The sequence below is a fragment of the Flaviramulus multivorans genome, assembly GCF_021728415.1.
Classification (GTDB): Bacteria; Bacteroidota; Bacteroidia; order Flavobacteriales; family Flavobacteriaceae; genus Sabulilitoribacter; species Sabulilitoribacter multivorans.
The window spans coordinates 222,402-248,053 of the sequence record NZ_JAKKDV010000001.1; the positions used below are offsets into that span (position 1 = coordinate 222,402).

The 25,652-nt window shown below is 32.2% G+C and carries 17 protein-coding genes and 2 tRNA genes; 9 read left to right on the top strand and 10 right to left on the bottom strand.

The genetic code is table 11. The features are described 5' to 3' along the window. Positions 1–2 precede the first annotated feature (2 nt). The 7 genes from L3X39_RS01000 to mutS all read right to left on the bottom strand — a co-directional run bounded on the left by L3X39_RS01000 (position 3) and on the right by mutS (position 12,549). Complete coding sequence (locus L3X39_RS01000) at positions 3–1,592, bottom strand: glycerophosphodiester phosphodiesterase family protein (protein ID WP_237229509.1); 1,590 nt, start codon at positions 1,590–1,592, stop codon at positions 3–5. Between the two features lie 121 nt (positions 1,593–1,713). Beyond that, on the bottom strand, positions 1,714–3,330 hold the full coding sequence (locus L3X39_RS01005) for a RagB/SusD family nutrient uptake outer membrane protein (protein ID WP_237229510.1): 1,617 nt from the start codon (positions 3,328–3,330) through the stop codon (positions 1,714–1,716). Positions 3,331–3,347: 17 nt separating this feature from the next. Beyond that, positions 3,348–6,392 (bottom strand): SusC/RagA family TonB-linked outer membrane protein, encoded by a 3,045-nt coding sequence (locus tag L3X39_RS01010; protein WP_237229511.1) that lies wholly within the window; start codon positions 6,390–6,392, stop codon positions 3,348–3,350. A 295-nt stretch (positions 6,393–6,687) separates the two neighbouring features. Further along, positions 6,688–9,465, bottom strand: a complete 2,778-nt coding sequence (locus tag L3X39_RS01015; RefSeq protein ID WP_237229512.1) for a helix-turn-helix and ligand-binding sensor domain-containing protein — start codon at positions 9,463–9,465, stop codon at positions 6,688–6,690. A 187-nt stretch (positions 9,466–9,652) separates the two neighbouring features. Then, positions 9,653–9,736, bottom strand: a tRNA-Leu gene (locus L3X39_RS01020). 30 nt (positions 9,737–9,766) lie between these two features. Continuing rightward, positions 9,767–9,838 (bottom strand) — tRNA-Gly (locus L3X39_RS01025). Positions 9,839–9,936: 98 nt separating this feature from the next. Beyond that, positions 9,937–12,549, bottom strand: coding sequence for a DNA mismatch repair protein MutS (gene mutS / locus L3X39_RS01030; protein ID WP_237229513.1), 2,613 nt, complete (start codon positions 12,547–12,549; stop codon positions 9,937–9,939). A 122-nt stretch (positions 12,550–12,671) separates the two neighbouring features. On the opposite strand from mutS, the gene L3X39_RS01035 reads away from it, so the two are divergent. Genes L3X39_RS01035 through L3X39_RS01045 form a run of 3 tightly spaced genes read left to right on the top strand, consistent with a single transcriptional unit; the run spans position 12,672 to position 14,726 of the window. Continuing rightward, positions 12,672–13,205, top strand: a complete 534-nt coding sequence (locus L3X39_RS01035; protein ID WP_237229514.1) for an RNA methyltransferase — start codon at positions 12,672–12,674, stop codon at positions 13,203–13,205. Positions 13,206–13,213: 8 nt separating this feature from the next. Then, positions 13,214–14,050, top strand: coding sequence for a cupin domain-containing protein (locus L3X39_RS01040; RefSeq protein WP_237229515.1), 837 nt, complete (start codon positions 13,214–13,216; stop codon positions 14,048–14,050). Positions 14,051–14,066: 16 nt separating this feature from the next. Continuing rightward, on the top strand, positions 14,067–14,726 hold the full coding sequence (locus L3X39_RS01045; RefSeq protein WP_237229516.1) for a class I SAM-dependent methyltransferase: 660 nt from the start codon (positions 14,067–14,069) through the stop codon (positions 14,724–14,726). Positions 14,727–14,842: 116 nt separating this feature from the next. Here L3X39_RS01045 and folK read toward each other — a convergent pair whose 3' ends face one another. Continuing rightward, positions 14,843–15,973 (bottom strand): 2-amino-4-hydroxy-6-hydroxymethyldihydropteridine diphosphokinase, encoded by a 1,131-nt coding sequence (gene folK / locus L3X39_RS01050; RefSeq protein WP_237229517.1) that lies wholly within the window; start codon positions 15,971–15,973, stop codon positions 14,843–14,845. 72 nt (positions 15,974–16,045) lie between these two features. On the opposite strand from folK, the gene L3X39_RS01055 reads away from it, so the two are divergent. The 4 genes from L3X39_RS01055 (at position 16,046) to rpsU (ending at position 20,769) form a co-directional block, all read left to right on the top strand. Then, positions 16,046–16,750, top strand: a complete 705-nt coding sequence (locus L3X39_RS01055; protein ID WP_237229518.1) for a queuosine precursor transporter — start codon at positions 16,046–16,048, stop codon at positions 16,748–16,750. A gap of 101 nt (positions 16,751–16,851) precedes the next feature. Continuing rightward, positions 16,852–19,518, top strand: coding sequence for an AsmA-like C-terminal region-containing protein (locus L3X39_RS01060; RefSeq protein ID WP_237229519.1), 2,667 nt, complete (start codon positions 16,852–16,854; stop codon positions 19,516–19,518). 155 nt (positions 19,519–19,673) lie between these two features. After that, entirely contained in the window at positions 19,674–20,537 is an 864-nt protein-coding gene (locus L3X39_RS01065; protein WP_237229520.1) for a sigma-70 family RNA polymerase sigma factor, read from the top strand. Between the two features lie 37 nt (positions 20,538–20,574). After that, positions 20,575–20,769, top strand: a complete 195-nt coding sequence (gene rpsU / locus L3X39_RS01070) for a 30S ribosomal protein S21 (RefSeq protein WP_237229521.1) — start codon at positions 20,575–20,577, stop codon at positions 20,767–20,769. 118 nt (positions 20,770–20,887) lie between these two features. Here rpsU and L3X39_RS01075 read toward each other — a convergent pair whose 3' ends face one another. Both L3X39_RS01075 and L3X39_RS01080 read right to left on the bottom strand, forming a co-directional pair. Then, positions 20,888–21,442: a hypothetical protein gene (locus L3X39_RS01075; RefSeq protein ID WP_237229522.1), complete on the bottom strand. Its 555-nt coding sequence runs from the start codon at positions 21,440–21,442 to the stop codon at positions 20,888–20,890. Between the two features lie 84 nt (positions 21,443–21,526). Then, positions 21,527–22,318 (bottom strand): DUF2797 domain-containing protein, encoded by a 792-nt coding sequence (locus tag L3X39_RS01080; RefSeq protein ID WP_237229523.1) that lies wholly within the window; start codon positions 22,316–22,318, stop codon positions 21,527–21,529. Positions 22,319–22,361: 43 nt separating this feature from the next. Between L3X39_RS01080 and L3X39_RS01085 the strand changes: the two genes are divergently transcribed. Then, positions 22,362–23,876: a GH3 auxin-responsive promoter family protein gene (locus L3X39_RS01085; RefSeq protein WP_237229524.1), complete on the top strand. Its 1,515-nt coding sequence runs from the start codon at positions 22,362–22,364 to the stop codon at positions 23,874–23,876. A 136-nt stretch (positions 23,877–24,012) separates the two neighbouring features. Next, the gene (locus tag L3X39_RS01090; RefSeq protein ID WP_237229525.1) at positions 24,013–25,635 is read left to right on the top strand and encodes an OmpA family protein; all 1,623 of its coding nucleotides are present in this window, start codon (positions 24,013–24,015) and stop codon (positions 25,633–25,635) included. The last annotated feature ends 17 nt before the right edge of the window (positions 25,636–25,652 follow it).

The following is a 25,652-nucleotide window of genomic DNA, read 5'->3' on the forward strand; positions in this document are numbered from 1 at the left end:
ATTTAAATATTCTCTTTATTTTGATAAACTCGAACATAATCTACGGTCATTTGTTGTGGAAAAATACTATCGTCTATTCCTTGTCTTCCACCTAACATACCACCAACTGACACGTTTAAAATCAGATGAAACTTTTGATCGAATGGCCATTCAGCAGTTGTTTTGTGTTCATTTTCAATTCGGTTATATACTACATCATCTAAAATAAAATCCATTTTTTCTGGAGTCCATTCTAAGGCAAACACATGAAAAGCGTCATAAGGCTTTTCTATAAAAATCTTTTTACCTCGTTCCGTATTTTTGAGGTGATTATAGGCTTTCGTATGAATAGTTCCGAAAATAGAATCAGGGTTAAAACCTACATGTTCCATAATATCAATTTCTCCACACTCTGGCCAACCTACTTGTTTTCTGTTCTCACCAAGCATCCAAATTGCCGGCCATAAGCCTACGCCTTTTGGTAATTTCGCTTTTACTTCAATGCGACCATATTTCCAAGATGCCAATCCATCAGTCTTTATTCTTGCCGATGTGTATTGGGCCGTATCAATTTCTGTGATATATTTTAACCAACTTTTGTTTTTAAAAGCATCACTTTTATAGTCTTTATTTGCAATTTTCTCCTTTCGTGATTCAATTATTAAATAACCGTTTTCTACCCTAACATTTTTTAAACTATCAGTAAAATATTGTTTTTCTTCATTACTAATAAACCCATAATCATATGTCCATTTAGTGCTGTCCGGTTTACCTTTATAATTAAATTCATCACTCCAAACTAGTTTATATCCTTGATTGATTGGGGTATTTTTTATTCTTTCTAATACCAACTCAGGTTCATCGGTGGTAATAAAATCAAATTCATTTGCCAATAACCAATCTATATCTTCAGCATTGTTGGCTACCCAAGCATTTAATAACAATCCTTGTTGTTTAGCGGCTTCAATCCATTTTGGGGTTTTTTTGTATTTATAAACCAAGTAATCCATTCCAGAAATTCCATCTCGCTTTAATCGTTCAGGAGCTTTTGAGCCATCTAAATATTGTGTTTTAGCATTTGGATCTAACTCTCTTATTTTGTTAAGAATTTCATAGCTAAAACTAATGTATGACAAAATATAAGGTTCAGCTTTTAATTCTCTAACAAGTTTCATTACGCTCTTTGCAAGTATGTCATTTCGCCCAGGTATTTTTGAAGGCTTAATTTCACACACTAATCCCGTACTGTTATTGTTTTGAATTCCTGAAAGTATATACTGCTTTAAAGTGGGTAATGTTTCTCCGTTGGCGAGTTTATGTTTTGATAACTCCTTATAAGTAGATTTTTCGACAACTAAGTTATTATAATCTGCATCATGCGTAACAACAAGTACATTATCTAACGTCATTCTCACATCAAATTCTGATCCCGTACAATTTAATGCAATAGCTTGTTTTAAAGATGCTATTGAATTTTCAGGTAGGTTTTGACTTTTCCAAGCACCCCGATGTGCAATCACAGGATTATTTGCGAACGCAATATCATCTTTGCTATTTGATGTATTGCAAGCATTAATACTTAAAACAAAACAACATAGTAGTAAAAAACGCATACTTATTAAGTTAATAATGATACAGCACTGTAAATATCGCAAGTTTAAATTTAATACTAAGGGCAAACTTAATTGCCCTTAGAACTAAACAACTAACTACAATACATAAACAAATTAATTTTTAGTAACCATCATTTTGTGGATAATTAGGTCCTAATAAATCTAAATCTTCTTGAAAGATTGGGAAATTAATAAAATGATCTTGCCAATTTACTCTTGGATCACGGTCGCCACCAAAATTGTTTGGAAAATACTCGCCATCACCCGCATAATTTCTCATTTGAAAATTTAATACATCGGCTCCCATTCTTTTTAATGTAAACCAACGTTCCCCTTCAAATGCCAATTCACGTGCATTTTCATCTAATATATCTTGCAGTGTTACACTAGACAAAGGTGCTGCATTTGCTCTTGTTCTAATAGTATTTATATAGGGTAATGGGTCGCCACTTCCAGACCTTAAGATGGCCTCAGCGGCAATTAAATAGGTTTCTGCCAATCTATAAACCAAAATATTACTTCTTTGTAAATATGAATTAGGATCATCATCTTCTTGTGCAAATTTTATGCAAGATGGATGCAGCCTTTGATAGTATCTAGTATAAGTACTACTAGGGTTATTAAGATCTGTTATTGGCTCATAAATAGTAATTTCTTGACCTGCATTAACTCCTGAAGTATAATAATACTTTAATCTAAAATAAGTGTCATCATCTCTTGTGTCGTTAGGATCCTCAGCTAAAAGGTTCAGTAAATATAAATTAGGTAAAACTCTTGAAAAACCTCTTCCACCCTGCTCTATATTAGCCTCAATTCCAGGTATTTGAAAGTATTGTGTTACGTAGTTGGCATTCATCATGGTAGCATCTCCACCACCTAATACATTGTCCTGAGATTGTATTACAAATAGCTGCTCAGAATGGTTTCTATCTCCCTTAAATACATCAGCTGTACTAGACACAAGGCTGTGAGGGCTATTTGGATCTTCAATTACAGATAATGCTTGTGTTTTAGCTTCTTCCCAATCACCTTCCCACATGGCTACTTTGGCCTTAATATGTTTTGCTGTTCCTTTTGATACGCGTCCAAAAGTTACATTCCAATCTAAATACTCAATTGCAAAGTCTAAATCACTATTTAACAACGCAAATATTTCTTCCTTTGAGGATTTATCTTGAATTAAATCAAATGCATTATCAACAGTTACAGATTCGGTAGTTACATAAATATTATTAAACATTCTGTAAAGAAAAAAGTAGGATTGTGCTCTAAAAAACTTTGCTTCGGCAATAATTTTGTTTCTCGTATCTTCATCCACTCCTTTTACAACTTCAGCCGCATTGATTATATCTGTCGCTTTATTTGCCATATTGTAATAGTGCTTCCAAAATAAAGTTGATACAAAATTAGCTCCTAAATCAATTGGAGAAACACCTCGCTGATACCTACCCATTAAACCTGTATATCCAGATCTGTTAAATGCTAAATCACTTCGCGATGATAGTAATACCGCACCCATAAAGTCTTCAATGCTTCTATCGTATCGATCTCGATTGAATTTGTATAAACTAACTACTCCAGATTTTAAACCTTCTTCAGTGTTATAAACATATCCAGAATCAATTAATGTACTGGGTTGCTCTTCTAAATATTCTTCGCATGAGGTTACCGCCAAAAACAATGTTAATGTCAATAACAAGCTGCTTGTTACTTTCTTATAAAAATGTATTGTATTCATAGTTTATTTTTTTAGAATTATAAATTAACTTTTACTCCAAATGTGAAACTTTTAGCATCTGGATAACCTGTATCTGCATTAGAAAATGTGTTTCTAATATTAACTTCTGGACTGTAGCCTATATAATCTGTATCGGTAAATACGTTAGTGGCAGTTACATAAAATTTAATTTGATCAATACTAAGTTTGGTATAAAGCGATTCTGGTAATGTGTAACCTAAACTTAAGGTTCTAAGTCTAACATACGAAGCATCTCTTACTGCCAAAGCATTTAAGTATTGTGGTGCAGTATCAAAACTTGGTCTTGGAAATGTTGTTGATGGATTTTCAGGTGTGTAATAAGGCACCTTTACTCCATTTAATTTTCCTGAAAGCGTACCTCCGTTATTAAAATCAGATAAGAAAGGGTTCACTTTAGTTGCTCCTTCAACTACGTAAAAATCAATTAACAAGTCAAAGCCTTTATAAGACATAGTCGTTGAAAATGAACCAAACCAGTCTGGATTAGGATCTGTAAAAACACGATCGTCCTGAGTTATTTTACCATCGGCATTCGTGTCCTTAATTCTAATATCTCCAGCTCTTAGATTTGCTTGAGTAATAGTAGACTCAGGATTAGCCTGTGGAGCATTAGCGAAATCATCACCTTCTTGCCAAATACCATCAAATTGATACTGTCTAATTACACCGTTTGGTTGACCCACAAAATAATTATAGGCATCATCTTCAAGAATTGGATCACCATTGCCATCATTATAAAGTTCTATTAATTTGTTCTTATTGTTGGACCAATTTGTAGAAACAGCCCATTTAAAATCATTTGTATTAATTAAGTTCGCCGTTAAACTTACTTCAACACCCGAATTTTGTAATTCTCCTGCGTTAAAATACGTGTACTGATAACCTGTTATAGAAGGAACTGGTCTTCTTAATAATAAATCTGTCGTCCTAGAATCATAATATTCAACCGAACCTGTTAAGAACCTTTGAAAAAGCGAGAAATCAAGACCTAGATTAAGTGTAGTTATTCTTTCAAACTTCAAATTTGTATTTGGCAACACTACCGAAGGTGAGTACCCCGAAGCAGATTCACCATCAAACACATAGTTTTGACCTTCAGCAGTAAATAATGATGTGTATGGTCGGCTAATACCATTTACCAATGCACCATAACTGGCTCTAAATTTTAATTCTTGAATGGCATCAACATTTTCTAAAAAGCTTTCGTTGTGCATTTTCCAAGCAAAAGATGCTGCTGGGTTGTGCGCCCATTTATTACCTTCGGCATTGACTGACCCTCCATCTGCTCTATAAGTGGCAGAAAATAAATATCTATCCAATAAGTTATAACGTGCTCTTCCCATAAAAGATGCATTTCTAATAGAACTTTGATCACGTTCTACAGTTACATTTCCTATGGCATTTGTAATACCATTATATCCTAAACTTTCGTTTGGAAAGCCTCTACCCTCGGTAAAAGTTCTTGAAAATTTATCTTCTTGAATCGACTGAACAAAAGTAAAATTAAACTTATGATTATCATTGAATTCCTTATCGTAAGTTAAAATATTCTCAATAAGATATGATTCTCTTAATTGATTATCTATTCGTGCAATTCCCCTATCAGTATCGCCTGGTGAACTTAATGAGGACTGATATTGACCACGTTCAGAACTTTTTCTGGTTAAGTTCGTTTTTAATTGGTACTGCAAATTTTTCGTGATTTGCCATGTAGGTGTTACATTTATCACAAAATCATTTCCTTTTTCATCGTTATCTTGCTCGCGTAAATTCCATAAAGGATTTGTAGCTGACAATTCTTCTCCACTTGGGAATTGTGTTAAAGAACCGTCAGGATTATACGCTCTACCTAATGGTGAAAACGTAATTACATTAACATTTGCAGCTCTTTCAATATCATCATTTAAAATATTTAAATCAAAATTTACAGAAAACTTATCGCTAATTTTTTGATCAACATTTAATCGTAAATTTTTTCTTGTATAGCTAGATGTTGGGATTATACCATCTTCCTTAAAGTAATTTATACTACCATATACTTTCGTTAAATCGGTACCGCTAGAAATACTTACAGATTGACTATTTACCAAACCAGATCTTTGCAATTCTTCTTCCCAGTCAACAAATTCATTATTTGCTATAGACTCCAATTCTAAAGGTGAGAAAGCATCTTCTTCGTCTGGATATTCATCTGTTGCGTTATTGGCTCTTATAGCCTCTCTTCTTAATTGAGCAAACTCTTGACCACTATATACATCAAAATTACGTTCAATAGATTTTGTAGTAACAAAACCATGATATGACACGTTTACTTTTCCAGTAGAACCTCTTTTAGTGGTAATTAAAATCACCCCATTAGCTCCTCTTGATCCATAAATAGCTTGGGCAGATGCATCTTTTAAAACCTCGATAGATTTAATATCGTCAGCATTTATATCTTCAATTCCACCTTCTCTTATTATACCATCTACTACATATATAGCACTTGTATTTCCTTCGATAGAACTTCTACCTCTAAAAATAATTTCTGAAAATCCTCCAGGTCTTAATGTTCCACCACCAACTTCAACCTGCAAACCTGCTATTCTACCTCTTAGCATTTCGGTGACATCGGATGTCGGACTTAATACTGCTTTTGATAAGTCGGTCGTAGCAACTGCATTTACCAAATCACTTTTTCTTTGTGTTCCATAACCTACTACTACAACCTCATCTAAAGTACTCGCATCTACTGATAGTAAGATAGTTAAATTATCGGATGTTATGGGAACATCTTTAGTTTTATAACCTAAGTACGATACTGTTAATACTGTTGCGCTACTTGCAACTGATATTGTGAAGTTGCCATCAAAATCAGTCGAGGCACCATTAGTAGTTCCTTTAACTATTACTGATGCCCCTGGTAAGGGCATGTTGTCATCAGCAGATAATACTGTCCCCGTTATAGTCCTTTGCGTTTGAGCAATCAAAACCAATGTGGGCAATAACATCAATATCTGAAATAGAATTTTTGTTTTTTGATTTAAGAGTTTTAGTTTCATATGATTGAATTTTAGTTTAGTTCCAAAAAGTATGGTAGTGCTTAACGTTGCGATTTATAATAAAATTAAGCATATGTAAACTTAGGAGCAATAATTGAGAAATCCATAAAATTTACCTCGATAAAAAACGAACATCGCATTATATAGATTAAATACTAGTGAAATCTTAAGCCAAATACCCTATAAACAGTACAGTTGTAAAAAAGAAGATTTTTAGAGTTATCACATCAATGTTGTGTTCTTTTTTTATAGTTGTCGTGGTAATGTCGTGGTAAAAAATTAACTTGTAGTGTTATTAGAAGTTTAAAATATAGTCAACCAATCCGCTATCGTGTTCTAAACCTAATTTTTTTCTAAGCCTGTAACGTTTAGTTTCTACACTTTTTATCGAAATATTAAGTAATGGTGCCATTTCTTTTGACGACAGGTTTAATCGTAAGTAAGCACAAAAGCGTAAATCGTTAGGGGTTAGGTCTGGGTGAGATAATTTTACTTTGTCTAAAAAATCTTTGTCCGCATTATTAAAAGCCTGTTCGAAAAACGACCAATCTTTATCGTCATTCAAATTATTATCTATCAACTTTAATGCAGCGTTGTTATCTGTGAGTTTACTTTTTTTAAGTTCCTTTTTGATACTATTTAAAACCTCATTCTTTTTTATGATACTCATTGTTGAAATTGCCAACTCTCTATTTTTACTTTCAATTTCCTGGTTTAATTTTTCATTATTGATTTTAGTAATCAATTGCTCACTTTCTAACTGCTTATTTTTATGCAACTTTTTATAATATTTTTTATAAGTTCTATGCATAAACAATGAAAAGCCAAAAAGAGCAACTAAATAGAGTATTATGGCTATGTTTGATAAAAACCAAGGACGATTTATTTTAAAACTATAACTAATAGTATTACTCGATAATTTATTACCAATTTTTGCACGGATATTTAAATTATAGTCACCAAACGGTAAGTTCTCAAAAACTAGTTCAGATTTTGTATTCCACTCACTCCATTGATCATATCTACCAATAAGTTTATACTGATATTGAACCATATTAAACTTGTTGTAGGCAGGAACGCTATAATTAAAAATGATTGAATTATTTTCGTATTCAAATTCTGCATCCTTTTGCATATCAACAGCTATATTACTTGCTTCCACATTAATTAATTCAATCGAATTTAGAATCAAATTGTAATCATCATTTTCATCTACTTGCGAAATATCTAATGTAAGGTAACCATCAGTTATACCAATAAGGTATTTATTGTTATTAAGATGGGAAATATTCTCATAGCCAATTTGTCCTTTTCTTAAGTGATAAGGAATGGCAATTCTGTTAACTTTTAATTGATTAGTTAAATCGTTAACATCTACAAAACTTATATTATCATTAGAAAAAGTCCATAATTTTTCAGTATCGTCTACAACCATTTTACCAGATGCGTATTCAGACTGGGTAATTATAGAACTAAGTGTTGAATCTTTAACAAAACTATTTGTTTCTGTATCATATCCTAGCACACCTTCTTTATGCGCATATAAAATTCGGTCTTTATATTTAGCTAAACTTGAGTTTTTATCAATAGGAATTGTTGAATCTATCACTACATTTTTAACCTCTGTGAAGTTTTCATCTATGGCAAGTTTAAAAACTCCTTTGTAGGCATGACTTACCCAAATTTCGCTATCGTTAGTAATTTCAAAGTATCTAGCAGAATTATCAAAACCTTTAATTTTATTTCTAAGTTTCCATCTGCCATTTTCCTTGATTAATATATTTAACCCATTATAATTACCTTCTAGGAGCATGTTATCGGAATTAGGAATAGGTTTAAACCCCCATGTTCCAGGAATATTTGTCACCAATTCAGCATTGTCATTATTTATTATGAAGGTTCCTGAATGATGCCCACAAAACAATTCATTGTTAAATAAAAACAAGCTCCAAACTTGCCCAGATGTACCTGAAACAAACTGAAAAGGCTCTTGGGTAAATGCCTTTTTATAAAATAATCCTTGATTAGTTCCTAAATACAAAAAGTTGTTAAAAACTATGGAGGCGTAAACAGTTCCTATTTTCCCCTCATCATCATTAAAAACTTTAATAGGTGATTTTATATTAATGCAATTAATCCCATTATCTAAACCAACCCATAGATTTTCATCAACATCTTCAAAAACAGATAGAGCAGTATTGTTACTAAGTCCATTACTTCTATTAAGTTCGTATTCTATAAATCCGTTCTGATTTAAATATATCAAACCATTCTTTATGGTTCCTATAACAAAGCTTTTATCTTTAAGCTGAATGCTATTAAGTACATTCATTGTTTTCAGACGTTCATTTGCTGGTATATTCCATTCAGATATTTCACCATTAATTAATGTATAAAACCCTAATCCACGTGTTTGTACAAGCACCCCGCCATCTAATGGAAATAGATTTACAACTTTATCATTCTTAAATAATTGGTCGTCAATTATTAATCTTGGTTTGCCCGCTTCAATTTTATAAATACCTTCATCGGTAACATGATAGTAAATAACATTTTGAGTATTAAAAACTCTTGAAATCCCATTTTGTGAATTCAAAACAGAGTGAGTTCCACTTAACGGGTTATAAAAATATATTCTGTTAAAAGACTGAAATAACACCCATTCATCATATGTAATAATATTCCAAATATGTTCGTCCTCAATCATCTTCTCTTCAAATTCAGAAACTAAACTTTGGTATTGTAACTTTCCAGAAACATCGCGTTCCCAAAAGCCAAATTCCATATAGCATCCCGTGTATATTCGGTTTCCTACTACGTTAACAGCTCTTATAATAGTGTTATTAGGCGATGGGTACATAGTCCATTTAGCACCGTTATATTCTAAAAGACCCTCATTATTGGCAACATAAATAAATTTATTTGGTGCCTGAGATATCATCCAGTTTTGGTTTTCACCATCATAATCTGTTGGTGTGAATTTCTGAATTGGAGGCAATTCTTGCCCTAATAAATTATTAGTTAAGGCTAATAAAAAAAGATAAAATAGTGTTATGTGAAAATTTATTTTCATCTAAATATTTACCCTAAATTTAGCTAAATTATTAAGACTATGGCAATTTAAGAAGTTTTAAACTTATATGCTTTACAGCGTTTGTATAATTGACACAATAATTCTTTGCATACTAAAATTAGGAAAAATTAATTGAGATGTTTCCAATAAAAAAAAGCCTTATCAAAATATTTTGATAAGGCTTTTGTACTGAAGGCGGGACTTGAACCCGCACGAACTAATGTTCATTGGATTTTAAGTCCAACGTGTCTACCAATTCCACCACTTCAGCAACTTTGGTATATTTTTAAGAAAGTTTCAGAGCGAAAGACGGGATTTGAACCCGCGACCCTCACCTTGGCAAGGTGATGCTCTACCCCTGAGCTACTTTCGCAGTCTTTTATATGAACGTGCAATATCGCTATTGCGGATGCAAATTTAAAATATTTCTACTAAAACCAAAGCCTTTTCTTAAAATAAATAAAATTTATTTTAAGCCTGTTTTTTCTTAACCAACATACGCTTAATTTCATTAAGTTTCATGAGGGCTTCAACAGGTGTAAGGGTATCAATATCAATATGTAAAATCTCTTCTTTTATATTTTCAAGCAATGGGTCATCTAAATTAAAGAAGCTCAATTGCATATCATCTTTTATTAGTTTTACCTTATCCGTAAGCTCTTCGCTAGAATGTGACTTCTCCAATTTCTTTAAAATGGAGTTTGCTCGATGTAAAACCTGTTGTGGCATACCTGCCATTTTAGCAACATGAATACCAAAACTATGCGCACTACCACCTTCAACCAGTTTACGTAAAAACAATACATTGTCTTTTAATTCCTTTACAGACACATTGAAATTTTTGATGCGTTCAAAGGTTTCAGACATTTCATTTAATTCGTGATAATGTGTAGCAAATAAGGTTTTTGGCTTCGATGGATGCTCGTGTAAATACTCGCTAATAGCCCATGCAATGGAAATACCATCGTATGTACTGGTGCCTCGTCCAATTTCATCTAATAACACCAAACTTCTATCAGAAATATTATTAAGTATAGACGCCGTTTCATTCATTTCAACCATAAAGGTAGATTCGCCCATCGAAATATTATCACTGGCTCCTACTCTGGTAAAAATTTTGTCAACCAAACCAATTCTGGCTTCTTTTGCTGGCACAAAACTTCCTATTTGAGCTAAGAGAACTATGAGTGCCGTTTGACGTAAAATAGCCGATTTACCCGACATATTAGGCCCCGTAATCATGATGATTTGTTGCGATGTTCTATCCAGAAAAACATCGTTAGCAATATAGCTTTCTCCTAAAGGCAACTGCTTTTCAATGACAGGATGACGTCCCTCTTTAATATCTAACTCAAAAGTTTCATTAATAATTGGATAAGTATAATTATTATCTTTTGCCAATTGGGCAAAACCACATAAACAATCTAACTGACCAACTAAATACGCATTTTGTTGTACTGCCTTAATATACTGATGCATCCAAACAACCAACTCCGCAAATAATTGTTGTTCGATGATCTGAATTTTATCTTCAGCGCCTAATATTTTAGCTTCGTATTCTTTAAGCTCTTCAGTAATGTATCGCTCTGCACTTACCAAAGTTTGCTTGCGAATCCATTCTGCAGGTACTTTATCTTTATGCGTGTTTCTAACTTCAATATAATATCCAAATACATTATTCGAATCAATTTTTAAAGACGTGATTCCAGTGCGTTCAGTTTCGCGCTGAAGCATCTTATCCAAATAATCTTTCCCAGATTTTGACAAGCTTCTTAATTCATCTAATTCCGAAGAAAATCCGGTAGCAATCGTATTACCTTTTAAAACATTTACTGGTGCATCCTCGTTAAGGGTTTCCTTTATTTTTTCACGTAGCACTTCACAACTTTGAAGATTATCACCTATAATTCGTAACGATTCGTTATCGCAATTTGATGCTAATGATTTAATAGGAACAATAGCTTCCAATGAATTTTTAAGTTGAATAACTTCTCGTGGATTCACTTTTCCCGTAGCAATTTTAGAAATCAGTCGCTCTAAATCGCCAATATGTTTAATATGATTTTGAATTTTTTGAAGCGTCGTATTTTCTTTGGTTAAAAAACTAACCACTTCATGGCGTTGTTTAATTTTATCCAAACTTTTAAGTGGTAACGCCAACCAACGCTTTAATAAACGTCCGCCCATAGGCGAAATGGTTTTATCAATTACATTTAAAAGGGTAACAGCATTATTATTTGTTGAATTATAAAGCTCTAAATTTCTAATGGTGAACTTATCCATCCACACATAGTCATCTTCAGCAATTCTTGAAATAGATGTAATATGTTGCAACTTATGGTGCTGCGTTTCTCCTAAATAATGAAGGATAGAACCCGAAGCTATTATACCTTCATACAAATCTTCAATTCCAAAACCTTTAAGTGTTTTTGTGTTGAAATGTTTGATAAGAGTTTCGTAAGCATAATCGGTTTGATATACCCAATCTTCCATATAAAAGGTATGGAAATCGTTCCCGAAAGTTTCGTTAAATAAACTTCGTTTTTGCTTAGATACCAACACCTCGCTTGGGTTAAAATTTTGAAGTAATTTATCAATATACTCTGCATTACCTTGCGATGTTAAAAATTCCCCTGTGGAAATATCTAAAAAGGAAATGCCAATATAATTTTTATCAAAATAAACCGAACACAAAAAATTATTCGATTTAGAAACCAAAACCTCGTCATTTAAAGCAACTCCTGGAGTCACCAATTCGGTTACACCTCTTTTTACAATAGTTTTCGTTTGTTTAGGGTCTTCTAATTGGTCGCAAATAGCAACACGTTCGCCCGCTTTTACCAATTTGGGCAAATACGTATTTATGGAATGGTGCGGAAATCCTGCAAGCTCTGTTTCACTATCGCTCCCTGCTCCGCGTTTGGTTAAAATAATCCCTAAAATACCAGCAGCTTTTATAGCATCTTCTCCAAAGGTTTCATAAAAATCACCCACACGGAACAACAACAGCGCATCAGGATGCTTTGCTTTTATAGCATTGTACTGTTTCATTAACGGGGTTTCCTTTTTTGCTTTTTTAGCCAATGGTTAAGTGGTTTTTAAGTCTTATTTTTGTTGAAATTGTAAGATTGCTAATGTAGTATTATTTTAAGCTTTTTTGAAACGTAAACAGCATAAGTTATCTACAAAAACTACAAGATTTTAACATGCGTAAACTAAAAAATAGCGAATTAGATAGATTAAGTGTTGAAGCTTTTAAAGAGGCAAAAAAAACACCTATTATTATTATACTCGATAATATTAGAAGCCTTAACAATATAGGTTCGGTGTTTAGAACTAGTGACGCCTTTTTAATTGAAAAAATTTACCTGTGTGGCATTACTGCAAAACCGCCACATAAAGATATTCATAAAACAGCTTTAGGAAGTACCGATACGGTTGCATGGGAATATGTTGAAAACACCATGGATGTAGTAAATAAACTAAAAGCTGAAAACGTAAAAATTTGCTCAATAGAACAAGCCGAAAATGCGATTATGCTAAATGATTTTAAAGTTGAGTCAAATACCAAATATGCTTTAGTTTTTGGAAATGAAGTAAAAGGTGTTGCCCAAAATGTGGTAAGCGCAAGTGATTTCGTTTTAGAAATACCACAATATGGCACGAAACACTCCTTAAATATTTCTGTGAGTTGTGGCGTGGTGGTTTGGGATATGTTTAGTAAATTAGAAATTAAATAGTTCAAAAAATGAAAATAAAATTCAATTTATCAATTTTCGTTATTATAATTTTTTCCTTTATTACAGCTTGTGCTCAAAAATCTCAAGAAATTCCGATAAAATTCCTTTCTATGGAATTAGAACCCAACCAACAAAAACAGAAACTCAATATTTTAAAAAACGAAATTGAGGGTGTAACTAGCGAACATATTACGATTACGAGCGATATTAATCAAAAGGTAGATATTGACGAAAAACATAAAACCATTTACCTATTTATAAAAGGCTATGGCAAACTAACTTCAGGCGAAAAAATATACGATATCGTTCCTGAAACCATTATGCTACCAAATACTGTTGAAGGCATTTGGTTTAAACCTATTGAAAACGATACGCTTCATTATCTGAAAATATCCGTTTTTCAAACAGAGCTAGATATCGAGGACATAAAAACGTTTCCAAAAGAAAACACAGAAAACATCTACTTTAAAAAATTTACAGACTGTAAATCGTACACTGAACCGATTAAAAGTCCACAAACTACAAGCAGAACCATTCTGCCTAATAAGTATATCCCTAGGGTAGCTATGGGGACCGTTAAAACCATTGGTCCAGATAAAGTTGGCGCTCATGTTCATGCCATGTTAGAGCAGTTATTTTTTGGGCTTGCTGGCAACCAAACCATCGTATATGCTGATGATGCGCAGGTTGATTTTCCTGAGTATTCATTGCTTCATATTCCTCTAGGTTCAAGTCATTCGGTAAGCGTAAATGAAAACAACGAAATGTATTATGTTTGGATGGATTTCTTTGTAGATAAAGATGGAGAAGAATGGTTAAAAACTCACAACACGAAAGACGAATAATAAAACGCTTTATAAGGTGATTGAAAAAATCAAAAAGCCTTGGCCAACTAAAAATGCGATGACTCAAGTTTACAAGAAGAAACTTTGGGGTGGAAACGCATATGATTTTTATTCTGGTTATGGTTCGCACGACTCCAATATTACGACACCATACATAGAAGTTGTACGAGATTTTTTAACGGCGTTTAAAGAGCCTTTAGTAGTTTGCGATTTAGGCTGTGGCGATTTTAATATTGGCAAAAACCTTGTCCATTACACCAAAAAATACATAGCTATAGACATTGTAGAAAGCCTTATAACAAGAAACAAAAAAATGTTTGTTGCAGAAAACTTAGAATTCTTTTGTTTAGATATAGTAAAAGATGAACTTCCACCAGCAGATTGTATTATTCTGCGGCAAGTGTTACAACATGTATCGAATGCTGAAATTTTAAACGTTGTTGACAAACTTTACAACTTCAAATATATTATCCTAACAGAACACATACCATTAGGCACGTTCGCACCTAATAAAGACATTATTTCTGGACAAGGTATTAGGCTTAAACAAAACAGTGGTGTTAATATTTTAGAGCCACCTTTTAATTTAAAAGTTATAGACAAAACCGTTTTAAACGAGCATATTTTAAAAAATAACAAAGGGCGTATTGTTACGACATTATATAAGCTTTTTTGAAAGTTTTTATTTACAATTTAACTTGATTCTAAACTTAAAAAAATCTAACTTCGCTTATCGACTGATATAAGTCATTAAAACGACGTCATATCATGGCAATAAGCGCAAGCCAAAAATCACTCGCCGCAGATTTCGTTTAAAATCCATAAATAATCAGCCCTGTTATCAATAAAATCTTTATCAGATATATCGATGATTTTTACATTAAAATCGGACTGCGACTTTAAAAACTCTAAGTAACCTGCATTAATTTTTTCTAAATAATCACTTTCAATATTCTGCTCGTAATCCCGTCCGCGTTTTTTAATGTTTTCTTTTAGTCGCGCTGTGTTTTGGTATAAATACACATATAAATCGGGCTTTCTTAAATCCTTGTACATTAAATTAAAGAGTTTTCTGTACAACTTAAACTCATCTTCCTGCAACGTAATTTTTGAGAATATGAGCGATTTAAATACATCGTAATCGCTTACTATAAAATCTTTAAATAAATCAAGCTGCGATAAATCGTCACTAATTTGTTGATATCTATCCGCTAAAAACGACATTTCTAAAGGAAACGCATACCGCGAAGCATCTTGATAAAATTTGGGTAAAAAAGGATTATCCTTAAAGCGTTCTAAAATCAATTTTGCATTAAAATCGTATGCTATTTTGGTTGCTAAACTGGTTTTACCTGCGCCAATATTACCTTCTATAGCAATGTAATCAAACTTGGAAAAGTTATAGGCTTTACTGGGGTTTTTTAACCAAATTTTAATAGGCTCTAAAACCGACATATCCTCGCATTCGGCCAATAAAACCGATACCTCTTTATTAAGTTTTGGGTGTTTCGCTTTTATGGCAATATCATTAAGTGGTTGCAATACAAATTTGCGTTTTTGCATTTCGGGGTGCGGAATTTGAAGCGTTTTAGTGTCTATAATTTGGTCTTCTGCAAAAACAATATCTAAATCTATAGTTCTAGTTTCATAAGCGTCTTTTTTGCTACGAACACGACCCAGGGATTTTTCAATTTTTAATAAGGCTTTGAGTACTTTTTTGGGGTTTAAATCACTTTCTAAAATCAGGCAACAGTTTAAAAAATCATCGCCTTTAAAACCCATAGCTGGAGATTTATAAACTTTTGAAATTAATTTAATGCTCCCAACATATTCATGAATGGCATCAACAGCAGACTGCAAATTTTTAAATTTATCGCCTTTATTACTGCCTAAAGCTATGTGATATGTGATTGGTTGAATCATAAGGAATGGCAAAATAACTAAAACAATTTTTATTCCTTTATATTTACATAACCTATTTATTCACAATTATAGATGACATTAAAAGACAAACTTGCGGCACAACGTATTTACATCCTTTTAGGCGCATTATTCATCACATCATTAGTAGTTTCTAATTTAATTTTTCAGAAGTTCTTTTATTGGTATCCACTTGATATAGAAGTTTTTGGCAGTAAACTTTTCGAAATTTCAGTCGGGATTTTACCATATCCTATAACCTTTTTAATCACCGATTTAATTAGTGAGATTTATGGCAAAAAACGGGCTAACGATGTGGTTGTTACTGGAATTTTCGCCTCTTTATTTTCACTTTTAATCATTTATACCGCCAATAATGTTCCGGCAACCTCATGGTCGTATGTTAATGATGATATGTTTAAAACGGTTTTTGGGAATTCGGCCATTGCTGTTTTTGCTAGCATGCTTACCTATTTATTTGCTCAGTTTGTAGATATCCAGATTTACCACTTCTGGAAGCGACTTACAAAAGGGAAACACTTATGGTTGCGCAACAATTTTTCAACCTGGTTTTCTCAGTTTGTTGATACCTTCACTATTGTATTTCTCCTTTGCTCTTTCGGAATTATAGATTGGGCAAATTTTAAAGGGCTGTTAGTTTCAGGGTTTCTATTTAAAGTAATTGTTGCAGCTTGCGATACGCCTTTTTTATATTTAGGCGTTTATCTATTCAGAAAACGCTTCAATTTAAAGGTGAATGAAGAAATCGATTTGCTGTAACGCAACAAATCTTAACAAAATGATAAGATAGTTCCTCAACCAATAACCCGATTTTTGCGTATATTAAAATGATTGATGCTGTTTAATAACAAATATTCTTTATGAAGAAAGCTTTAAAAATTACTGGTATTACTTTACTTATTATAATAGCGCTTTTAATCGCTATCCCGTTTGCATTCCAAGGACAAATAAAAGACATTGTAAAGCGGTTTATAAACGAAAACCTTAATGCCAAAGTAGAATTTAGTGATGTTAGTTTAAGTTTTATTCGCAGTTTTCCGCAAGCTCATGTAACTGTTAGCGATTTGGTTATTACTAATTTTGAGCCCTTTAAAGATGAAACTTTAGCATCAGCTAAAAACATAGCATTTACCATGTCAGTTAAAGAGCTATTTAAAAAAGCTAGTGAAGACCCTATTGTAGTAAATTCAATCAACATTGATGAAGCACTCTTAACATTAAAAACTGATAAATTTGGTAATAATAACTACGATATTACTAAAGAAAAAGAAAATCAAGTAGCCGCCGATAGCAATCAGAGTTTTGCTTTTGATATTGAAAATTATAGCATCAATAAAAGCGCGTTGACTTATTTAGACGAGGCTTCAAACATTATGCTTTCAGTAACCGAATTAAATCATGAAGGTAACGGTATATTTTCAGCAGAAACTTCAGAATTAAATACAAAAAGTGAGGCCAATGTAAGTATCAGTATGGATAGTACAAATTATTTAAGTAATAATCCGGTAAAACTTGATGCGGTTATTGGTTTAGATTTAAACAACAATATCTATACATTTAAAGACAATAAAGGATATATCAACGATTTACCTTTAGAGTTTAAAGGCTCTGTGAAATTGGTTGAAAACGGACAAGAAATCGATCTTACTTTTGAAAACCCAGAGTCCGATTTCAAAAATTTCTTAGCGGTTATACCAAAAGAGTATTCTAAAAATATTGAAGGCGTACAAACCACTGGCGATTTTAAAGTTAAAGGTATAATTAAAGGAATAAGCTCTGACGAAACTATTCCTAATCTCGATATCAGTATTACATCAAACAACGCTTCTTTTAAATACCCAAACTTGCCAAAACGAGTTAGCAACATTACTATTAATACCGAAATAAAAAACACAACGGGTATTACTGATGATACTTATATTGATATTAAAACCTTAAATTTTAAAATAGACGATGATGTTTTTAAATCATCCGCTACTTTAAAAAATATTACGAAAAACATGTTGGTAAACGCCGATATTGATGGGGTTTTAAACTTAGCAAACCTTACAAAAGCGTATCCTATTGAATTAGAAAAAGCGCTTACTGGTATTTTAAAAGCAAAACTAAACACTAGTTTTGATATGAATGCCATTGAGACAAATGCTTACGAACGTATTAAAAATAATGGTTCTGCAAGCATTACAGATTTTGTTTTTTCTTCGGAAGATATTGTAAACCCAATCCATATTTCTAATGCGGATATGACGTTTAATCCGGGTACGGTTTCGCTTAATAATTTTAAAGCTAAAACCGGTGATAGTGATATAAATGCAACGGGTACTATTAAAAATCTACTTGGATTTTTATTGAGTAACAATACTTTAAAAGGAAACTTTAATGTTAACTCAAACCTGTTTAAAGTAAGTGATTTTATGACTGCAGATGATAAAGTTGCTGCTGAGAATAAAACAACCACACAAAATGAATCATTAAAAATTCCAGCGTTTTTAGAATGCATTATTAATGCCAATGCAAAAACAGTAGTGTATGATAATTTGAATTTAAAAGATGTTACTGGAACCTTATTTATAAAAGACCAGCAAGCATCACTTGAAAATATGACTTCGAGTATTTTTGATGGCGCTTTATCTATTTCGGGCGATATTTCAACAAAAAATGAAACACCTACTTTTAATTTAAAACTTGGTGCTAATGATTTTGATATTGCTAAATCGTTTAAGGAACTAGAGTTATTACAAAACATAGCACCCATAGCTAAATTGCTTCAAGGGAAATTAAATACAACACTTAATTTATCAGGTGATTTAGATAGCGAATTTTCACCAAACTTAAGCACTGTTTCTGGTAATGCTTTGGCTGAATTGTTAGCAACCAGAATAGGTAATAACCAAAGTGAATTAATTAATAAACTTGAAGGCGCTTTAAGCTTTATTGATTTTGATAAGCTTAATTTAAAAGATTTAAAAACCAACCTGACTTTTGCAAATGGTAAGGTAAGCGTAAAACCGTTTGATTTAAAATATGAGGATATCACTATTAGGGTGTCTGGGTCTCATGGTTTTGACAAATCTTTAGAATATAGTGCCGTATTTGATATTCCAGCAAAATATTTAGGAAGCGAAGTAAACCGTTTAATAGGCAAAATAAATACCGAGGAAGCAAAAAATATTACCATTCCTGTAACTGCAAATATTGGTGGTACGGTTACTAGCCCTACTGTAAAAACCGATTTAACAAGTGGTGTTACTAATTTAACAAAGCAGCTTATTGAGATTGAAAAACAAAAACTACTTAATCAAGGGAAAGATAAAGTAAAAGATATGTTAGGAGACCTGATAGGTAGCAATAAAACAAAAACAGATTCATTACAAAAAAACCAAAACAATACAGTAAAAGATGTTTTGGATGGCATTACTGGTAATAAGACACAAACAGACTCTACAAAAACTAATACTACCAAAGATGCTGTAAAAAATGTGCTTGGTGGTTTGTTAAACAAAAAGAAAAAGGATACGGTTAAGTAATCTTAAAATTAAAAAAACGTCAAAAAATCTTAAAATTTTCTAAATTTTAAACGATTTTGAGTGCTTTTTGAATAAAAAATGGTTAAAAATTAGGTTTTCTTGATTATTCGATTATTATGTAGGAAGAACAATTTTTTTAAACTTCAACATAATATATGAGACAACTTAAAATTACCAAACAAGTTACCAACCGTGAATCTAAATCGCTTGACAAATACCTACAAGACATCAGCAAAATCCCTTTAATTACTGCCGAAGAAGAAGTAGAATTGGCGCAACGCATAAAAAAGGGCGACCAAAGAGCTTTAGATAAACTCACCACCGCTAACTTACGTTTTGTAGTTTCAGTTGCAAAACAATATCAAAATCAAGGTTTAAAACTTCCCGATTTAATTAACGAAGGCAATGCTGGACTGGTAAAAGCCGCTAAACGATTTGATGAAACTAGAGGTTTTAAATTTATTTCTTATGCTGTTTGGTGGATAAGACAAGCAATTCTTCAAGCTTTAGCAGAACAATCTCGAATAGTTAGACTACCTTTGAACAAAATTGGGTCTATAAATAAAATAAATAAGGCTTACTCTTTTTTAGAGCAAGAACATGAAAGAGCCCCAAGTGCAGATGAAATTGCTAAAAGATTGGACCTTACTGTAAGTGATGTAAAACAATCGATGAAAATTTCAGGCAGACACGTATCCATGGATGCGCCGTTTAAAGAAGGAGAAACATCTAATTTGTACGATGTTATAAACGCAAGTGAGTCGCCACGACCTGATGGAGATTTAATACAAGACTCTTTAAACCTAGAAATTAATCGTGCATTAAACACGCTTTCAGAAAAAGAAGCCGTTGTATTAAGGCATTATTATGGCATTAGCGAAAAGCAACCTATGAGTCTTCAAGAAATTGGAGATTGTTTTGGTTTAACAAGAGAACGCGTAAGACAAATAAAAGAAAAAGGTATTCGTAGATTACGACATACTTCAAAAAGTAAAGTGCTTAAAACATATTTAGGATAGTCCTAAAAAATATAATTCAAACAATTAAAAGAAATACATGTTAAAAATTATTATAAAAGAAGGCGAAAACATTGAACGTGCTTTAAAACGTTATAAACGAAAACATAGAAATATAAAAGTGATGCAAAACTTAAGAGATGGCCAGTTTTTTACAAAACCATCTGTTAAAAGACGTCGTGAAATACAAAAAGCATCATATATTCAAAATTTAAGAGATCAGGAAGATATATAAGCTATTTCAAATAAAAACACACAAGCCACATTTTTTAAATGTGGCTTTTTTTATGAGATATTTTTGTAATCTAATGAACCGGTGAGTATTTGATATAGACGGATGTTGCAATGTGTTTTTATTTCCATATTTCCCACCATTTTTTAGTTTTAACTCCATTTTTTATTTGCTCTCGATTTACAATTTCTGCTGTATCAATCCCTAAAGATGTTCTTGCGTTATAAGCAGTTAAATAATCTTCATGATTTATAAAATTCCGAATTTTGTCATTTATTCTAGAATCAGAGAATCCAGCTAAATGATGAAAGATTCCGATTCGTGAGTATTTTTCCGAAACATTGTCAAATTCAGTAAGAGCTATTTTTTTCATTTCTTCGTCTCCGCTTTTTATTTCGTTTATATAACTCGCCCAAATAATTTTCATAGTTGGACTTTTAGATAGATTCAGCCTTTTTCGCAAAGTTGGAAGAGAGTCGGTTGATTTCATAATCGTTAAAGTTTCTCCGATTAAATCATCTTCTTTTTTTTCGAGCATTTCAATTAAATTCCGCTCAACTTCAGTTTTTTCTTTTTCGGTCAAACTCAAAACAATATGTTCATTGCTAAATCCATTCCGATTTTGATAATTAGATGGTGGAATTAATTCTTTTAATAAATGTTCAATGTTTCTCACTTGATTCTGTTCAACTTGCTTACAAATCGTTATATAATAACTTTTATACTCATATCCCGTAAATAGAGTTCATTATCTGTTTTCTTATAAACTAATACTAACAAACAAGCCCTCATTAGCTCGAATATTAAACACGGTATCATCTTCAAAAATGAGATATTGCCCTTTTATGCCAACGAGTTTACCAGAGTAAGTTTGCTCTTTTAGTAAGTTCAAACTCTTTGGCTTTTCTGGGTATTTATTTACAGGAAAAACTAAGTTAGTTTCGGTATTGGTTTGAATAAAATAATCTTTGGCTTCGTCCGGTATGTATTGCTTTAATCGCTCCCTCCATTCCACTAAATCTTCATCTTTAATATCGTTTTTTAACATGGTTCGCCAATTCGTTTTATCACTAACGTGGTCTTTCAAAGCAACCTCTGTAATACCTGCCAAATACCTATTGGGTACTTCTACAATTTCAATCGCTTCGTGAGCACCTTGGTCTATCCAACGCGTTGGCACTTGACTTTTTCTAGTCACTCCAACTTTTACATTGCTTGAATTTGCTAAATACACAATATGCGGTTGTAATTGCACCTTCTTTTCGTATTCTAAATCTCTATCTTCTTTATTTAAATGCGCTGTACTTAACTCTGGTCGCATTATCCAATCTGCGGCTTGTGGGATATCAAAAAAACAACTTTTACAGAACCCTTGTCGGTAAATAGGTTTATCCAATCCGCAGTTTAAACATTGATACTTAACAAATTGAATAGTGATATCTTTATTTAACAGCTGATTCATATTTATAAAATCGTTTTCAAATACCAAATAATATTGTATGGGTTGCGAAAACTCGGTTTCCATTTTTGTTAAAACGCCTTGATAAAACATGAAAAAAAAGTATTATTTTTAAAAACTTAAAGATAAAATAAATATGCCAATACCCTTAGTAAATTCTATTGCTTCTTGGTTTTTAAAAAAACGATTTCATCAAATTGAATTGTTTTTAAAATACCCAAACGAAGTGCAAGAAGAACTACTTCTAAGTCTTTTAGATTTTGCTAAAAACACCGAAATTGGTAAAGAATATGATTTTGCTTCTATAAAAAACTACGAAACTTTCGCTGAACGCATTCCCATAAAAAATTACGATGGTTGGCAAGATGTTATACAACGCTCCAGAAATGGTGAAGGGAATCTTTTTTGGCCTACACCAATAAAGTGGTTTGCAAAATCTAGCGGTACTACCCGAGCAAAAAGTAAGTTTATACCCGTAAGTGAAGAATCGTTAGAAGATTGCCATTATGCAGCTAGCAAGGATTTACTTTGCATGTACTTGAATAACAATGAAGATTCACAACTATTTACTGGGAAAAGTTTACGTTTAGGTGGCAGTAAAGAATTATACAGAGAGAACGGAACCGTTTTTGGTGATTTATCGGCTATTTTAATTGATAATATGCCTTTTTGGGCAGAGTTTAGTAGTACTCCAAGTAGTAAAGTTTCTTTAATGAGCGATTGGGAATATAAGATGCAAGCTATTGTTGATGAAACTATCAACGAAAATGTAACGAGTCTTGCAGGTGTACCTTCGTGGATGTTAGTGTTACTGAATAATGTATTAGAAACTACAAACAAAAAAAGTTTGTTTGATGTGTGGCCCAACTTAGAGGTTTATTTTCATGGAGGTGTAAGCTTTACTCCTTATATAGATCAATACAAAAAAATACTTCCTAAAAAGAACTTTAGATATTATGAAATTTATAATGCTTCGGAAGGATTTTTCGCTATTCAAGATCAAAACAACTCCGATGAATTATTGTTAATGCTTGATTACGGAATATTCTACGAGTTTATTCCTATGACTATTTATGCCACTGCTGAAGAAAAAGCAATTCCTTTAAGTCAGGTAAAACTTAATACAAATTATGCGGTAATTATTACTACAAATGCTGGTTTATGGCGTTATAAAATAGGTGACACGGTAAGGTTTACGTCCATAAGTCCATACAGAATAAAGATTTCTGGAAGAACAAAACACCATATTAATGTTTTTGGCGAAGAACTTATTATTGAAAATGCCGAGGATGCGTTAAAAAAGGTTTGCAAGCGTACAAAAGCAGAAATTAAAGATTTTACAGCTGCCCCCATTTTTATGGAAGGTAAAGAAAAAGGTGCCCATGAATGGTTAATTGAATTTAAAACAGCTCCAAAAGACCTTAACTATTTTAATGAAATGTTTGATAACGCTTTAAAAGCCTTAAATTCTGATTATGAAGCTAAACGCTACAATAACATTACCTTAAACAAGCCTAAAATTAACGTAGCTCGTGAAAACTTGTTTTATGATTGGTTAAAGCAAAACAATAAATTAGGAGGACAGCATAAAATACCTAGACTTTCGAATACCAGAGACTACATGGAAGAGCTTTTGCGTTTAAACTCTTAGAGGGTTTATTTTAATCTGTCAGAAACGCCTCTAAAACAAATACTTACCGATTTAAAATGCTATTGGTCTAAGAAATTTTCAAATAACTTACCTCTACAACTATATTTACATATAATTAATCCAATCCCTCAATAAGATGAAAACTAAATTATGTTTTTTCATTTTCCTTGTTTCTAATATTATGATTAGCCAACAAGGACCTTCGAATTTAATAGCCACCAATTATTCTTACGATAATACACGAACCAACACATTTTCAAGTGACTCCAAAGCAACCATAGATGCCAATGGATTTGAATTTGAACTTTTAGACGCTGGAGTTAACACCCGATTTTCTGAAATTGGTTCAGGATTTTTTAGAAATAAACTCATTATAGTATCTTCTAAAAAACTTGGTGGATTAGCAAAAATAGATCCAAATACTAATGAAGCGTACAAAGATTTATTTTGTTTAGATGTTGATAATAGTGGACAACTTAGTAATCCGTATTTATTCTCTAGAATTTTAAATACAAATACGAGTGAAGACCAATTGAGCTTTACTCCTAACCAAAAAACAGTATATTATACTAGAAGTAGTATAGAAAATTCTTTAGAGTATAAACTATATAAAGCAGATTTAGAAGAAGACTCTCATGGTAATTGGATAAACAATGAACTACTAAGTATTAATCAACCTAACGTTTCTATCGAAAACCCTTTTGTTAATCGTGCAGGCGATAAACTATATTTTTCTTCAAATATGCCAGGTTCTATAGGAGGCTATGATCTTTATGTATCAGACATCAACCCTGATGGCACTCTAGGAACTCCAAAAAATTTAGGGAACATTGTAAATACAGAATTAGACGATAAATATCCGTCATTATCCATTGATGGTAAATACTTATATTTTTCTTCAAAGGGACATGAAACTATAGGTGGATTTGACTTATTTGTTAGTAAAATTTCTAATACTGGTTTTAAAACACCAAGAAATATGGGTAATACTATAAATTCGTCTTACGATGAAGTAGCCTATTTTTTAGCAACAAAAAACAAAGGATACGTGTCGTCAAACAGACAAGGTGGTAAAGGAAGTTATGATATTTATACCGCAACCAATGACGAAGTTATTCAAAAATTAGAAGGTAAAATACTGGATTTAGAAACCCAAATACAATTGCCTAACACCATTGTAGTTTTAAAAGATGAGGATGGAATTGAAATAGCAAGAACAACAACTCAAGAAGATGCCATATTTAGTTTTGATGTTATTCCTTTTGAGAGATATACAATATCAACTTTTAAAGATGGGTTTAAAGATGCTTCCGTTGACTTTTTAGCTAACAGAGGAACCAAAACAACTTATCGTAAAAATATTGAATTACTTACTACTGAGCCGGTAATTGCTAAAGTTGATGACGAATTAAGAATTGTATTAGAGAATATTTATTTTGATTTCAACAAGTATAATGTAAAAGAGGAATCAACTATTTCTTTAAATAAAGTAATTAAAGTACTTAAGGAACATCCTGAAATGACCTTAGCTATTAATGCGCATACAGATAATAAAGGTAGAGATTCTTATAACTTAAACTTATCTAATAAGCGTGCAGCGTCTGCTGTTAAGTACCTTATTAAAAACGGTATAAGTAAAGATAGGTTACAATCTAAAGGATTTGGTGAATCAAAACCATTAATAGATTGTAAAAACGATTGTACAGATGATGAATTACAAGCTAATCGTCGTGTTGAATTTGTAATTTTAGAAGAGTAAAAAATATCGACTAAATG

What these genes read in the sequence shown, in the direction of transcription:
- L3X39_RS01005 (WP_237229510.1), bottom strand. Translation starts at nt 3,330, where the DNA reads ATGAATACAATACATTTTTATAAGAAAGTAACAAGCAGCTTGTTATTG.
- folK (WP_237229517.1), bottom strand. Translation starts at nt 15,973, where the DNA reads ATGATTCAACCAATCACATATCACATAGCTTTAGGCAGTAATAAAGGC.
- L3X39_RS01090 (WP_237229525.1), top strand. Translation starts at nt 24,013, where the DNA reads ATGAAAACTAAATTATGTTTTTTCATTTTCCTTGTTTCTAATATTATG.
- L3X39_RS01015 (WP_237229512.1), bottom strand. Translation starts at nt 9,465, where the DNA reads ATGAAAATAAATTTTCACATAACACTATTTTATCTTTTTTTATTAGCC.
- L3X39_RS01000 (WP_237229509.1), bottom strand. Translation starts at nt 1,592, where the DNA reads ATGCGTTTTTTACTACTATGTTGTTTTGTTTTAAGTATTAATGCTTGC.
- L3X39_RS01080 (WP_237229523.1), bottom strand. Translation starts at nt 22,318, where the DNA reads ATGTTTTATCAAGGCGTTTTAACAAAAATGGAAACCGAGTTTTCGCAA.
- L3X39_RS01010 (WP_237229511.1), bottom strand. Translation starts at nt 6,392, where the DNA reads ATGAAACTAAAACTCTTAAATCAAAAAACAAAAATTCTATTTCAGATA.
- L3X39_RS01060 (WP_237229519.1), top strand. Translation starts at nt 16,852, where the DNA reads ATGAAGAAAGCTTTAAAAATTACTGGTATTACTTTACTTATTATAATA.
- L3X39_RS01040 (WP_237229515.1), top strand. Translation starts at nt 13,214, where the DNA reads ATGAAAATAAAATTCAATTTATCAATTTTCGTTATTATAATTTTTTCC.
- L3X39_RS01055 (WP_237229518.1), top strand. Translation starts at nt 16,046, where the DNA reads ATGACATTAAAAGACAAACTTGCGGCACAACGTATTTACATCCTTTTA.
- L3X39_RS01035 (WP_237229514.1), top strand. Translation starts at nt 12,672, where the DNA reads ATGCGTAAACTAAAAAATAGCGAATTAGATAGATTAAGTGTTGAAGCT.
- rpsU (WP_237229521.1), top strand. Translation starts at nt 20,575, where the DNA reads ATGTTAAAAATTATTATAAAAGAAGGCGAAAACATTGAACGTGCTTTA.
- L3X39_RS01085 (WP_237229524.1), top strand. Translation starts at nt 22,362, where the DNA reads ATGCCAATACCCTTAGTAAATTCTATTGCTTCTTGGTTTTTAAAAAAA.
- L3X39_RS01065 (WP_237229520.1), top strand. Translation starts at nt 19,674, where the DNA reads ATGAGACAACTTAAAATTACCAAACAAGTTACCAACCGTGAATCTAAA.